The organism is Streptomyces sp. HmicA12 (assembly GCF_000373565.1).
Lineage (GTDB): Bacteria > Actinomycetota > Actinomycetes > Streptomycetales > Streptomycetaceae > Streptomyces.
On sequence record NZ_KB891797.1, the window covers coordinates 263,596 to 276,553 of the forward strand.

General features: G+C 72.8%; 11 protein-coding genes. 6 read left to right on the top strand and 5 right to left on the bottom strand.

From position 1 onward, the window contains the following. Positions 1-50: 50 nt before the first annotated feature. Entirely contained in the window at positions 51-977 is a 927-nt protein-coding gene (locus tag B072_RS0101320) for a cyclase family protein (protein ID WP_018528129.1), read from the bottom strand. 101 nt (positions 978-1,078) lie between these two features. On the opposite strand from B072_RS0101320, the gene B072_RS0101325 reads away from it, so the two are divergent. From B072_RS0101325 to B072_RS0101340, 4 genes are all read left to right on the top strand, one after another. Then, positions 1,079-1,993: an SDR family oxidoreductase gene (locus B072_RS0101325; RefSeq protein ID WP_018528130.1), complete on the top strand. Its 915-nt coding sequence runs from the start codon at positions 1,079-1,081 to the stop codon at positions 1,991-1,993. Between the two features lie 18 nt (positions 1,994-2,011). Then, a complete protein-coding gene (locus B072_RS0101330; protein WP_018528131.1) occupies positions 2,012-3,196 on the top strand; it encodes an acyl-CoA dehydrogenase family protein in 1,185 nt (394 codons plus the stop codon). Continuing rightward, a complete protein-coding gene (locus tag B072_RS0101335; RefSeq protein ID WP_018528132.1) occupies positions 3,193-4,242 on the top strand; it encodes a Zn-dependent alcohol dehydrogenase in 1,050 nt (349 codons plus the stop codon). Before B072_RS0101330 ends, B072_RS0101335 begins: the two co-directional genes overlap by 4 nt. 131 nt (positions 4,243-4,373) lie before the next feature. Next, a complete protein-coding gene (locus tag B072_RS0101340) occupies positions 4,374-5,618 on the top strand; it encodes an MFS transporter (RefSeq protein WP_018528133.1) in 1,245 nt (414 codons plus the stop codon). Positions 5,619-5,674: 56 nt separating this feature from the next. Here the strand turns inward: B072_RS0101340 and B072_RS0101345 are convergent, their stop codons facing one another. Continuing rightward, positions 5,675-6,664 carry a GlxA family transcriptional regulator gene (locus B072_RS0101345; protein WP_018528134.1) on the bottom strand — a complete coding sequence of 330 codons (990 nt, stop codon included), beginning with the start codon at positions 6,662-6,664 and terminating at the stop codon, positions 5,675-5,677. Positions 6,665-6,735: 71 nt separating this feature from the next. Between B072_RS0101345 and B072_RS0101350 the strand changes: the two genes are divergently transcribed. Then, positions 6,736-8,052, top strand: a complete 1,317-nt coding sequence (locus B072_RS0101350; protein ID WP_018528135.1) for an MFS transporter — start codon at positions 6,736-6,738, stop codon at positions 8,050-8,052. Positions 8,053-8,236: 184 nt separating this feature from the next. Here the strand turns inward: B072_RS0101350 and B072_RS0101355 are convergent, their stop codons facing one another. Continuing rightward, on the bottom strand, positions 8,237-8,851 hold the full coding sequence (locus tag B072_RS0101355; protein WP_026245347.1) for a flavin reductase family protein: 615 nt from the start codon (positions 8,849-8,851) through the stop codon (positions 8,237-8,239). A gap of 191 nt (positions 8,852-9,042) precedes the next feature. Here B072_RS0101355 and B072_RS0101360 point away from each other — a divergent pair, with 191 nt between their 5' ends. Further along, complete coding sequence (locus B072_RS0101360; RefSeq protein WP_018528137.1) at positions 9,043-9,534, top strand: HPP family protein; 492 nt, start codon at positions 9,043-9,045, stop codon at positions 9,532-9,534. A gap of 55 nt (positions 9,535-9,589) precedes the next feature. Here B072_RS0101360 and B072_RS0101365 read toward each other — a convergent pair whose 3' ends face one another. Together B072_RS0101365 and B072_RS0101370 are read right to left on the bottom strand one after the other, a co-directional pair. Further along, entirely contained in the window at positions 9,590-10,393 is an 804-nt protein-coding gene (locus B072_RS0101365) for an enoyl-CoA hydratase/isomerase family protein (RefSeq protein WP_018528138.1), read from the bottom strand. Positions 10,394-10,617: 224 nt separating this feature from the next. Further along, complete coding sequence (locus B072_RS0101370; RefSeq protein WP_018528139.1) at positions 10,618-12,849, bottom strand: acetate--CoA ligase family protein; 2,232 nt, start codon at positions 12,847-12,849, stop codon at positions 10,618-10,620. Between the last annotated feature and the right edge of the window lie 109 nt (positions 12,850-12,958).

Below are 12,958 nucleotides of genomic sequence, written 5' to 3' on the forward strand. Positions count from 1 at the left end.
GGGGACGTCGAGGGCCCTTGTGACGGGGGCCCTCGGCGAGGAGCGAAGGCTCAGAGGATCGCCACCGGGGCCACCGGGGTTCCCGTCGCTCCCTTGAAGGGCTCCGGCATCGCCGAGAGCAGGAAGCTGTAGCGGCTCAGCTCTCCACAGGCTGTGGACAGAGATTCCAGATTCCAGTTCTGGCCCTGCAGCATGCCCATCTCGACCAGGTCGAGCGCGTGCACCGGGAGCCACAGGTTCTCGATCTCCGGCGGGAAGATCTCGAAGGTCAGGGTGTCGTTCGCGACGGCCGCCACGTCACGGGCGTGGAACCACTCGGGGGTGCGCACCGACAGGCCGGGGGACGGGTAGCCGTAGCCGTGTTTGTCGCCCGCCAGGTACACCCGGATCTGTCCCGTGCGGACCAGGACGATGTCGCCCGGGCGCACCTCCACCCGGCCGAACTCGGCCGCCTCGTCCAGGTCTTGGGGGGTGACCGCGTGGTCGCCCGGGAGGCGGTCCACACCCTTCGCCGCCGCCACGTCGAGCAGGACACCGCGCGAGACGATGTACGGGGCCTTGTCGATGCCGCTGAACTCGGAGCCGCCGTGCGCGGTGATGCTGCCCGCCGGGCGGCCGTTGTAGAGGTGCCCCGAGTGCGAGACATGGGTGAGCGCGTCCCAGTGGGTCGCCGACTGAAGGCCCATGGTCACCGCGTCGTCGCTGCAGGCCACCGTGTCCGGGCCGAAGATCTCCTGGTTGATCTGGACCATGGTGTGGAAGGGGTTGACCCGGCCGGGGATCAGGCCCGACTGGACGCCGTCCTCCTTCAGGGGGAGGGCGAGGGGGACGCGGCGGCCCGTGCGGACCTCCGCTGCGGCCGCCCGTACGACCTCGTCGGTGATCAGGTTCAGGGTGCCGATCTCGTCGGCGTCCCCCCAACGCCCCCAGTTGTTCACGCGTTTGGCGATGTCGTGGAACTCGGCGGGCAGGGGCATCGGGTCCTCCCGGGTCTTGTGTTCCCGTATCTGACGGGTCGTAGAATCCGCTCGGAAGCAAAATCTAACGGGTCGTCAGAAACCGCGGGAAGGGGCCGGGCATGGGGAACTTCTTGGCAGGCAAGGTCGTCGCTGTGACGGGGGCGGGGCGCGGCATCGGGCGGGCCGTGGCGCTCGCGTGCGCCGCCGAAGGGGCGAAGGTCGTCGTCAACGACTACGGGGTGTCGATCGAGGGCGGTGAGCCCACGTCCGAGATAGCGACGGGGGTCGTCAAGGAGATCGAGGCGGCCGGCGGCGAGGCCGTCGCCGTCGCCGACGACGTGTCGACCATGGCCGGCGGGCAGCGGATCGTGGACACCGCCGTGGAGGCGTTCGGGCGGATCGACGGGGTGGTGTGCGTCGCCGGGATCCTGCGCGAGCGGATGCTCTTCAACATGGCGGAGGAGGAGTGGGACCCGGTCGTGGCCACGCACCTGAAGGGCACGTTCACCGTGTTCCGGGCCGCGTCCGCCGTCATGCGCAAGCAGGGGGCGGGCACCCTCATCGGGTTCACCAGCGGCAACCACCAGGGGTCCGTCGCGCAGGCCAACTACAGCTCGGCCAAGGGCGGGATCATCTCGCTCGTGCGCAGCGCCGCGCTCGGGCTGCACAAGTACGGGGTGACCGCCAACGCCGTCGCCCCCGTCGCCCGTACGCGCATGTCGGCCAACGTGCCCATGACGCTGAAGGAGATCGGGGAGCCCGAGGACGTCGCGGCGTTCGTGGTGTACCTGCTCAGCGACCGGGCCCGCGAGGAGAAGATCACCGGGCAGGTGTACACCGTCGCCGGGCCGAAGATCGCCGTCTGGGCGCAGCCGCGGGAGCTCAGGTCCGGGTACGCCGAGGGCGGGTCGTGGACGCCGGAGAAGATCGCCGACTTCCTGCCGGGCACGGTCGGCACCGACCCCATGCCGATGCTCGCGCAGCTGGAGGAGATGGCCCGGGCGGCGGCCGCCAAGGAACGGCCGAATCAGTAGCGGCGGGGGTGGCTGGGCGTGGAGTTCGGGTTCGGGGAACAGGACGAGGTCTTCCGGGGCGAGGCGCGGGCCTGGCTGGAGGCGCACATCGGGAGGTTCGCCGGTGTCGTCGGGCGGGGCGGGCCCGGCAGTGAACACGAGGGCGGTGCCGAACGGCGGGCCTGGGAAAGCGAGTTGGGCTCCGGCGGCTGGATCGGGATCGGCTGGCCGGAGGGCGGGTACGGCAACCGGGTCGCCACGCTCACCCAGCAGGTGGTGTGGGCCGAGGAGTACGCGCGGGTCAGGGCGCCGGGCCGGTACGGGCACATCGGCGAGAACCTCCTCGCACCCACGCTGCTCGCGCACGGCAGCGAGGAGCAGCGGCGGCGCTTCCTGCCGCCCATCGCGCGCGGGGAGGAGCTGTGGTGCCAGGGGTACAGCGAGCCCGGCGCCGGTTCCGACCTGGCCTCGCTGCGCACCTCCGCCGCGCGGGACGGCGACGGGCGGTGGCGGGTGAGCGGGCAGAAGGTGTGGACCTCGCTCGCGCACGAGGCCGACTGGTGCTTCGTGCTCGCCCGCACCGAGCCGGGCTCGCGCCGCCACCACGGCCTGTCCTTCCTGCTCGTACCGATGGACCAGCCGGAGTGCGTCGACGTACGGCCGATCCGGCAGCTCACCGGCACCAGCGAGTTCAACGAGGTGTTCTTCGACGGCGCCGTCGCCGAGAGCGTGGTGGGCGGCGAGGGCAGCGGCTGGCGGGTCGCCATGGGGCTGCTCGGGTTCGAGCGCGGAGTGTCGACGCTGGCCCAACAGATCGGTTTCCAGGAGGAGTTGCGCGGTGTCGTACGGGACGCGGTCGCGTCCGGGGCGGTGCGTGATCCGGTGATCGCCGACCGGATCGTCCGGCTGTGGGCCGAGCTGCGGACCATGCGGTGGAACGCGCTGCGCACTCTCGGGGGCGCCGAGAACGCGGGTGCCCCCAGTGTCGCCAAGCTGCTGTGGGGCGGGTGGCACCAGCGGCTCGGGGAGCTCGCGCTGCGGGTGCGGGGCGCCGCGGCCGCGGTCGGAGCCGGTGACTGGACGGCCGACGCTCCGTACGAACTCGACGAGCAGCAGCGGCTGTTCCTGTTCAGCCGGGCCGACACGATCTACGGCGGTTCGGACGAGATCCAGCGCACGATCATCGCCGAGCGCGTGCTCGGCCTGCCCAGGGAGGCGTTGTGAGGGGTGTTGTCTTCGACGGTCGACAGACCGTGGTGGTGGACGACTTGGAGATACGGGAGCCGGGTCCCGGGGAGGTGCTCGTCGCGATCGCCGCGGCCGGACTCTGCCACAGCGACCTGTCCGTGATCGACGGGACGATCCCGTTCCCGCGCCCGGTGGTGCTCGGGCACGAGGGCGCGGGTGTGGTGGAGGCGGTGGGCGCGGGCGTGACCCATGTCGTGCCCGGCGACCATGTCTCCCTCTCCACGCTCGCCAACTGCGGTGCCTGCGCCGAGTGCGACCGGGGGCGGCCGACCATGTGCCGCAAGGCGATCGGGATGCCCCAGCAGCCGTTCTCGCGGGGCGGCGAGCCGCTCTACCAGTTCGCGTCCAACTCCGCGTTCGCCGAGCGGACCGTGGTGAAGGCCGTGCAGGCGGTGAGGATCCCGAAGGAGATCCCGCTGACGTCGGCCGCGCTGATCGGCTGCGGGGTGCTGACCGGGGTCGGCGCCGTGCTCAACCGGGCGCGCGTCGACCGCGGGGACTCGGTGGCCGTCATCGGGACCGGCGGCGTCGGGCTCAACGTCCTCCAAGGGGCCCGGATCGCGGGCGCGTTGAGGATCGTCGCCGTCGACTCGAACCCGGCGAAGGAGGAGGTGGCGCGGCAGTTCGGCGCCACCGACTTCCTGACCGACGTGGGCGCGGTGCGGGAGCTCCTGCCCAGCGGCGCCGACCACGTCTTCGAGTGCGTGGGGCGGGTGGAGCTGGTGCGGGCCGCGATCGATCTGCTCGACCGGCACGGGCAGGCCGTGCTGCTCGGCATGCCGGCGGCCGACGCGGAGGCGTCCTTCGTGCCGGCGGCGCTCTTCCTCGACAAGTCGGTGCTCGGCTGCCGGTACGGCTCGTCGCGGCCGCAGCGCGACATCCGGCTGTACGCCGACCTGTACGCGCGGGGGCGGCTGCTGCTCGACGAGCTGGTGACGCGGACGTACCCCGTGGAGGACTTCCAGAAGGCGGTGGAGGACGCGGAGGCGGGGCGGGTGGCGCGTGGTGTGCTGACGTTCTGACGCTCCGAGCGGAGGCGGGGGTCATCAACCCGGCGTGGAAGAAGGGGTGGGGTGGGGTGTGCGGGGCGTGCGCACGGGTTGTGGCTGATAAGCCGGTGCGCGTCCACGGCGGTCGGCCCTAGCGTCGGGGGATGAGCTACCGCGTCCTGTTCCGCAAGTCCGGAAAATCCGTCCTGGCCTGGTCCTTCGTCGCTGTCGGGGCGCGGATGCCGGTGGCGATGGCACCGCTCGCGCTCGTCTTCCTCGTGCGCGAGCGGCCCGGCGGCTACACGCTGGGCGCCGTGCTCGCCGCCGTGTACGTGATCGGGGAGATCGTCGGGGCGCCGCTGCTCGGCATGCGGATGCGGGCCGAGCGGGCGCGGCCGCAGCTGGCGGTGGGGCTCGCGGTCGGGGCGTGCGGGTTCGGGGCGCTCGGGGTGCTGCACGGGGTGCATCCCGCGCTGCTCGGGGTGTGCGCGTTCGTCGCGGGCGCGGCGCCCGCGGCGGCGCCGGGCGGGTTGCGGGCGCTGCTGACCGCGGTCGTCCCGGAGCGGGCCGTGCAGCAGGCGATGTCGTTCGAGTCGATGCTGACGTTCGTGGTGTGGGCGGTGTCGCCCGCGGCGACGGCCGGGCTCGCGCTGTCGGTGGCGCCGTGGGTGCCGCTGCTCCTCGCCTGCGGGCTGATGGCGGTGTCGGTGCCGGGGCTGTGGCTGCTGCCGGTCGGGTGGGCGTCGGGTTCCGGTGATGAACGGCGGCCCGCTGTAAGGGTGTTGATGCGGGCCTGGCCGTTGTACGTCACCGGGGCGGCGGGCCTGTCGCTGCTCGCCATGGCCGAGCTGATCCTGCCGGCGCTGCTGGAGCACCGGGGGTTCGGGGTGGGGCTCGCGGGGCCGTTGCTCGCGGGGTTCTCGGTCGGGTCGGCGGTCGGGGCGTTCGTGTACGGGCTCCGGTCCTGGCCGGGGCGGCTCGCCACGCAGAGCCTGGTGCTCGTGCTGGGGGTCTCGGGGTGTGTGGTGGGGATCGCGCTGGTGCCGTGGGCCGGGGTGATCGCGGTGGCTCTGGTGGGCGCCGGGGTGTTGCAGGCCGGGGCGATGCTGACCCGGAACCTGGCCCTGCGGGAGGCGCTGCCGCCGGGGGCGCTCGCCGCGGGGTACTCCGTGATGTACGCGGCGGTGGGGGCCGGGTATGCGGCCACCGGGTCGTTGGCCGGGGCGTTGTTGCGGGTGATGTCGCCGGGTGGGGCGATGGTGGCCGGGGTGGGGGTGACCGTGGTGCTGGCGGTGGTGGGGTACTGGGGGGAGCGGGCGCGGGATGAGGCTCCGTCGCCGGGCGCGGTCCGGCGGGGCTCCTCGCGCGCCGTGGCGGAGCCGCCGGCCGACACGGCCCCGCGTCCCTGAAGACGGCTGCTCGCCGTGGCGGGGGCTGTCTCGTTGCCGGGCGCGGGGAAGCGTGGTCAGCCGGTGGTTCGGAAGGTGCGGCGGTAGGTCGTCGGGGTCACTCCCAGCGCGGCCTGGACATGCTGGCGCATCGACTGGGCCGTGCCGAAGCCCGCGTCCGTGGCCACCTGGTCGATGGAGAGCGAGGAGGACTCCAGCAGGTGCCGGGCCCGTTCCACGCGCTGGCGGGTGAGCCACTGGCCGGGGCTGATGCCGGTCTCCTCACGGAAGCGCCGGGTGAACGTACGGACCGACATGGACTCCTGCTCCGCCATGTCGCGCAGCTGGATCGGCTCGTGGAGACGGGCCAGCGCCCAGGCGCGGGCCGCGGTCGTGGTCGCCGACTGGGGCTCCGGTACCGGGCGTTCGATGTACTGGGCCTGACCGCCGTCGCGGTGCGGCGGCACGACGGTGCGCCGGGCCACGTCGTTGGCGACGGCCGTGCCGTGGTCCCGGCGGACGATGTGCAGGCACAGGTCGATCCCGGCCGCGACCCCCGCCGAGGTGAGGATGTCGCCGTCGTCGATGAACAGGACGTCGGGGTCGACCAGGACCGCCGGGTACGTCCGCTGGAAGTGCTCCGCGTCGGCCCAGTGCGTGGTCGCCGGGCGCCCGTCGAGGAGGCCCGCGGCGGCGAGGACGTAGCTGCCTACGCAGATCGAGACCATCCGGGTGCCGGGCCGTACGTGGGCGAGTGCGGCGGCCAGCGCGGGGGAGAGCCGTCCCTCCTCGTAGACCGGGCCGAGCGTGTAGGAGGAGGGGACGATCACCGTGTCCGCCGTGCCGAGCGCCTCCGGTCCGTGCTCGACCAGGATCGCGTAGTCCGCGTCGGTCCTGACCGGTCCGGGCCCTTCGAGCCCGCAGGTCACGACGGAGTACACGGGGTCGCCCGCGGCGCTGCGGGCGCGGCCGAAGATCCGCTGCGGGATGCCCAGTTCGAAGGGGATGATGCCGTCGAGCGCGAGGACGACGACACGGTGCCGAGGGGTGGCCCGGGAGACGCTCATGGCCCGATCGTAGCGAACCATGGCACTCCGGCCACTGGTCCGGCCCGGTCCCGTGGTCGAAGCTGACTGTCGTGACGACGACGCAGACCTCCGGGCCCACCAGCACTCCCCGTAAGCCCACCGGTACCGCGGCCGGCGGGTCGGGCTCCTACTGGGCCTGGGCCGCCGCCGCGGTCACCTTCGTGACGATCATCGGCGCCGCCGCCTTCGCCTCGCTGCCGGGCCTGCTCATCGAGCCGCTGCACCGCGAGTTCGACTGGTCGCGCGGCACGATCGGCTTCGCCGTGTCCGTGAACCTCGCGCTGTACGGGATCACGGCCCCGTTCGCCGCCGCGCTCATGGACCGCTTCGGGATACGCAAGGTCGTCGCGATCGCGCTGACCGTGATCGCGCTCGGCTCGGTGCTCACCGTGTGGATGACGGCGGCCTGGCAACTGGTCATGTACTGGGGCGTGTTGGTGGGCCTCGGCAGCGGTTCGATGGCCCTCGCCTTCGCCGCGACCGTCACCAACCGGTGGTTCGTCGCCCGACGCGGGCTCGTCACCGGGATCCTGACCGCGGCCGGGGCGTCGGGGCAGCTGGTGTTCCTGCCGCTGCTCTCCTGGATCGTGGACCGGCACGACTGGCGGCCCGCCGCGGTGACGGTCTCCCTGGCGGCGCTCACGGTCGTCCCCTTGGTGTGGCTGCTGCTGCGCGACCACCCCGCCGACGTGGGCGTACGGCCTTACGGGGCAACGGAGTTCGTGCCGAAGCCCGCGCCGGTGACCGGGGCCGCGCGGCGGGCGGTCACCGTGCTGTTCAAGGCCGCGCGGACCGGTCCGTTCTGGCTGCTCGCCGGGACCTTCGCGATCTGCGGCGCCTCCACGAACGGCCTCATCAAGACGCACTTCGTACCGGCGGCGCACGATCACGGGATGCCGATGACGGCGGCGGCGTCGCTGCTCGCGGTCATCGGGGTCTTCGACGTCGTCGGCACGATCGCGTCGGGCTGGTTCACGGACCGCTTCGAGACGCGGCGCCTGCTGGCCGTGTACTACGGCCTGCGCGGCATCTCACTCGTCTTCCTGCCGATGCTCCTCGCGCCGTCCGTCCATCCGCCGATGCTGTTCTTCATCGTCTTCTACGGGCTCGACTGGGTGGCCACGGTGCCGCCGACCATCGCGCTGTGCCGGGAGCACTACGGGGAGGACAGCGCGATCGTGTTCGGCTGGGTACTGGCCTCGCACCAGGTGGGGGCGGCGGTGGTGGCGTTCCTGGGCGGGGTGGCGCGCGATGCCTTCGGGTCGTACGACGTGGTCTGGTACGCGTCCGGGGGGTTGTGCGCGGCGGCGGCGCTCATGGCTCTGGTGATCCGACGGGGCGCTGTGCGGGTGGGCGTGGCTTCCTAGGCGCCGTTGCCGGTGGCTGTTCGGTTCGCGGGTGCGGGTCCGGTGGGGCTTCTCGCGCAGTTCCCCGCGCCCCTGGAGGCGAGCTCCGCTCGCCCGGGGGAAGCTGCGCGAAGCGCATGCTTCAGGGGCGCGGGGAACTGCGCGACCAGCCCCCACCGGACCCGCGCCCGACGACGAAACCCGTTCAGTCGGCCAGGTACGTGAAACGGCCCTGGTGGAAGAGGAGCGGGGCCGGGGCCGAGACCGGCGAACCCAGGGACGTCACGCGGCCCACCACGATGAGGTGGTCCCCGCCCGTGTGCACGGCGTGGATCGCGCAGTCGACCCACGCCGCCACGCCGTCCAGCCGCGGCGCCCCGGACACCGGAGCCGCGTCGTACTCCACCCCCGCGAACTTGTCCGCCCCGCTCACCGCGAACCCCCGGCACAGCGCGCCCTGGTCCGCGCCGAGCACGTTCACGCAGAAGACGCCCGCGCGAGCGATCCGCGGCCACGTCGTCGACGTACGCGCGACCATGAAGGCGACCAGGGGAGGGTCGAGGGAGAGGGAGGCGAAGGACTGGCAGGCGAAGCCCGCAGGGCCCGATCCGTCCTCGCCGGGCGCCGTGATCACGGTGACGCCGGAGGCGAACGCGCCGAGCACGCGGCGGAACTCGGCCGGGTCGACGGGGGCCCGCTCGTCGTCGCCGACGGCGCGCAGATCGGGGCGGGGCAGCGCCTCCACGGGCCCGGACGAGGTGGGGGAGCCGACGGACCTGAGGTACCGGACGACAGTGGCCGCCATTCCTGCGTGTCCCATCATGACCCCATTGAAGCTGACGGTGCGTCAGATGGGAAGGGGTGCGCCGCCCGGCTGCGGCGGGGTGATGGCGGGGAGGGGAAAAGCTTGCCCCAGAGGCAAGAATATAGGGTTTCGATCAACGCTCTGTTTATGCTCCGTGGGATCCGCTCACCTGCCCTGACCTGCCTTTACCTGCCCGGAGCCCCAGAGTGACCACCCCGTCGTCCCGCCCGCACGTGCTGCACGCCCTGCATGCCCTGCGCGCCACGAGCTTCGCGATCGGTGCGTTGCTGCTGCTGGCCGGGCTCGGGGTCCTGCTGCACCAGCCCATGCTGATACCCCCGATCGCGGCCAGCGCCGCGCTGGTGCACGGTGCGCCCGGGCTGCCGATCTCCCAGCCGCGCAACCTGGTCGGCGGGCAGCTGCTCGCCGCCGTCATCGGCTTCGCCACCCACGCGGTGACCGGGAGCACCAGCTGGGGCGCGGCGATCGCGGCCGGGCTCTCGCTCGGCGCGATGATGCTGACCCGGCTGTCGCACTCGCCGGCCGCGGCGACCGCGGTGGTCGTGGTGCTGCAGGGGCCGCACCTGGTGCCGTTCCTGCCGCTGCTGCTCCTGGCCACGGTGCTGCTCGTGGCCATCGGCATGCTGCCGGGCCGTGTCGTCGGCGGCCAGGCGGTCCGTTACCCCCTGGCCTGGTGACCCGCCTGCGCCTGCCTGCGCCTGCCTGCGCCTGCCTGTGTCTGTCGGTGGGGGGCTACCTGCCTTCGTACGTCGGTGAACGGCGCTCCACGAAGCTCGCCACGCCCTCCTGCGCGTCCCGCGTGGTCATGTTGAGTTCCTGTGCGATCGCCTCCGCCGCGAAGGCGGTGGCGCGGTCGCTGTCCAGGGAGGCGTTCACCAGCTGCTTGGTGAGGGCGAGGGCGCGGGTCGGGCCGGTGGCGAGGCGTTCGGCCCACTCGCGGGCCGTCTTCGCCAACTCCCCGTCCGGGACGACCCTGTTGGCGAGGCCGAGCCGCTCCGCGTCGGGGGCCGTGAGCGCGTCGCCGAAGAACATCAGCTCCTTGGCGCGCTGCGGGCCGACGAGGCGCGGGAGGAGATAGGCGCCGCCGCCGTCCGGGACCAGGCCGCGCCGCGCGAACACCTCGATGAAGCGGGCGGACTCGGCGGCAAGGACCAGGTCGCAGGCGAGGGCGAGGTGCGCGCCGATGCCGGCCGCGGTGCCGTTGACCGCGGCGATCACCGGCTTCTCGCAGTCCAGGACCGCGGCGATGAGGCGCTGGGCGCCGAGCCGGATCGTGCGCGTGACGTCGCCGGTCACGCGTTCCCCGGCGGCGGGGGCGCCGCGCAGGTCGGCGCCCGCGCAGAAGCCCTTGCCGGTGGCGGTGAGGACGACGGCTCGGATGTCGGGGGTGGCGGAGGCGTCGGCGAGCAGCGCGATGACGCGTTCGCGTTGGTCCCAGGTGACGGCGTTCATCGCGTCGGGGCGGTTGAGGGTGATCCAGGAGACGCCGTTCTCCACGCTGTGCAGGACCTGCTGATCGAGGGGTGCGTCGGACATGGGGTTCCGTCCCGGGGGGCTCGTCGGTGGTGGTCGGGGGTTCGTCTGCCGGGTGCGCTCGCGGTGCCGGGTGCGGGTGGTGGTGGGTTGCTCGCGCAGTTCCCCGCGCCCCTGAAGCGAGCTCCGCTCGCCCAGGGGAGGCTGCGCGGAGCGCATGCCTCAGGGGCGCGGGGAACTGCGCGAGCAGCCCCCGCCGGGCCGCAGCCCGCGACGAACGCCGGATGTCACCGGCAGACCGCCAGGGCGTCCAGGGCCACGGCGCCCTGGCCGCGGGGGAGGACCATCAGGGGGTTGATGTCCAACTCGGCCAGATCGTCGCCGAGTTCGAGGGCCATGCGCTCCACCCGCAGCACGACCTCGACCAGCGCGTCGATGTCCGCCGCAGGCGCGCCGCGTACCCCGTCGAGCAGCGCCCTGCCGCGCAGTTCGTCGAGCAGGGCGCGGGCCTGGTCCTCGCCGAACGGCGGCACGCGGACCGCCGTGTCCCGCAGGACCTCGACCAGTACGCCGCCGAGCCCGACGGTCACCGTCGGCCCGAACAGCTCGTCGTGGGTGACGCCGACGACCATCTCGACGCCCCGCTCGACCATCTGGCAGACGAGGACACCGTCCAGGTCGATGCCCTCGTAGCGGGCGATGTCGGTCAGCTCGCGGTACGCGTCCCGCACCTGGCTGGCCGACGTCAACCCGACCTTCACCAGGCCGAGTTCGGACTTGTGGGCGAGCTGCGGCGCCGACGCCTTCATCACCACCGGATAGCCGACCTGGGACGCGGCCCGCACGGCGGCGGCCGCACTCGTCACCAGCTGTTCGCGCGGTACGCGGATGCCGTACGCGCGCAGCAGCTGCTTGGCCGCGTGCTCGCTGAGCTGGTGGCCCGGGCGCATCAGGTTCTGCGCCTTGCGGAACGAGGGCGACGGGCTGCGCGGCGCCTCGTCGAAGGGCGAGCGGTAGGACGCCGTGAAGCGGTGGTGATCGAGGTAGGCGCGGACGGCGCCGATGCAGTTGCCGAACGTACGGAAGGTCGCCACCCGGGAGGAGCCCAGCAGCGTCTCGCGGTACGCGGTCTCCGTGCCGACCGGCGAGCCCCACACCACGCACACCAGCTTGTCCGTCCGCTCGGCCGCGTCCACCAGGTCCTGCGCGAGCTTGTCGCTCATGGGCGGGAAGGGGCCGGTGATCGGGCAGATGAGGACGCCCACGGACGGGTCGGCGAGGATCGCGTCGATGATCTTGCGGCCGCGCCAGTCGCCGACCGGGTGCCCGCCGTTGTCGACGGGGTTCGCGACGTTCAGGTACTCCGGTATCCACTGGTGGAGTTCGGTCTGCTTGGCCTCGGAGAGGGTGGGCAGCGTGAGACCCGCCGCCGTCGCCAGGTCGGAGAAATGGGCGCCCGTGCCGCCGGATATCGAGTAGACGACCACGCCGTCCGCCCGCGGCGGCTTCGCGCGGGCCAACAGCGTTGCGGTGTCCTGGAGTTCGTCGAGTCCGTCGACCCGGATGACGCCGAACTGCCGCATCGCCGCGTCCACGACCGTGTCGGCGCCGGTGAGCTTCCCGGTGTGCGAGGCGGCGGTGCGGGCGCCGGTCTCGGTGCGGCCGACCTTCACGGCGACCACCGGCACGCCCTCGCGCGCGGCCCGGTCGGCGGCGAGCAGGAAGGAACGGCCGTCCTTGAGCCCTTCCACGTAGCAGGCGATGGCGCCGACCTCGGGGCGCTGCGCGAAGTACGAGATGAAGTCCGAGGTCTCCAGATCCGCCTCGTTGCCGGTCGGCGCCCAGTGCGAGAGGCGGATGCCCAGTTCCTGGAGCGTGAAGACGGGCCGCCCCTGGTGCCCGGACTGGGTGATCAGCGCGATGGCGGGACCGTCCAGGTCGTCGCGGAACCGCTCGAAGGCGTTGAGGTTGGTGTTGGGGCCGAGCAGGCGCAGGCCCGAGCGTTCGACGGCCGCGGCCAGCCGCTCCTGCGCGGCCGCGCCCTCGCCGCCGGTCTCGGCGAACCCGGACGCGAAGGCGACCGCGAACTTTACTTTCGTGTCCGCGAGTTGCTCGATGACGGGCAGCGGGTCGCCGACGAGGAGTACCGCGAGGTCCACCTGTTCGGGCAGGTCGGCGACCGACGCCGCGCAGGGCAGGCCGAAGACGGACTCGCGGGTCGGGTGCACCGGGTACAGGCGCGCCCCGACCCGCTCCGCCCACGCCATCAGCTGCCGCGTGATCCCGGTGTTGGGCCGTCCCTCGGCGTCCGAGGCGCCGACGACGGCGACGGACTCTGGCCGGAAGAACCGGTCCAGGTCCACCACGTCCGCGTGCAACGGCCGCCCGCTGACGTCGAGCCCGTCGCCTTCCGGGGTGCCGGCCCTGCCGTGCACGGCAGGGCCGGGCTGCTCTCCGCAGGCGATCACGCGAGCCCGGCGGGAGTCGGTGGTCAGGGTGCCGTATGTCGATCCAAGCATCGGTCCGCCCGCTCCTGTGTGACAGCAACAACTGAGGCCTGAAGGTTCCGGGCCTTAACTGACGCACTGTCAGATTACTGAACTGACGCTCCGTCAGGAACAGGGCTGC

Bases quoted from the DNA above. Each gene is read 5' to 3' on its own strand.
- B072_RS0101320 (WP_018528129.1), bottom strand. From the start codon at position 977: ATGCCCCTGCCCGCCGAGTTCCACGACATCGCCAAACGCGTGAACAAC.
- B072_RS0101325 (WP_018528130.1), top strand. From the start codon at position 1,079: ATGGGGAACTTCTTGGCAGGCAAGGTCGTCGCTGTGACGGGGGCGGGG.
- B072_RS0101340 (WP_018528133.1), top strand. From the start codon at position 4,374: ATGAGCTACCGCGTCCTGTTCCGCAAGTCCGGAAAATCCGTCCTGGCC.
- B072_RS0101345 (WP_018528134.1), bottom strand. From the start codon at position 6,664: ATGAGCGTCTCCCGGGCCACCCCTCGGCACCGTGTCGTCGTCCTCGCG.
- B072_RS0101355 (WP_026245347.1), bottom strand. From the start codon at position 8,851: ATGGGACACGCAGGAATGGCGGCCACTGTCGTCCGGTACCTCAGGTCC.
- B072_RS0101365 (WP_018528138.1), bottom strand. From the start codon at position 10,393: ATGTCCGACGCACCCCTCGATCAGCAGGTCCTGCACAGCGTGGAGAAC.
- B072_RS0101370 (WP_018528139.1), bottom strand. From the start codon at position 12,849: ATGCTTGGATCGACATACGGCACCCTGACCACCGACTCCCGCCGGGCT.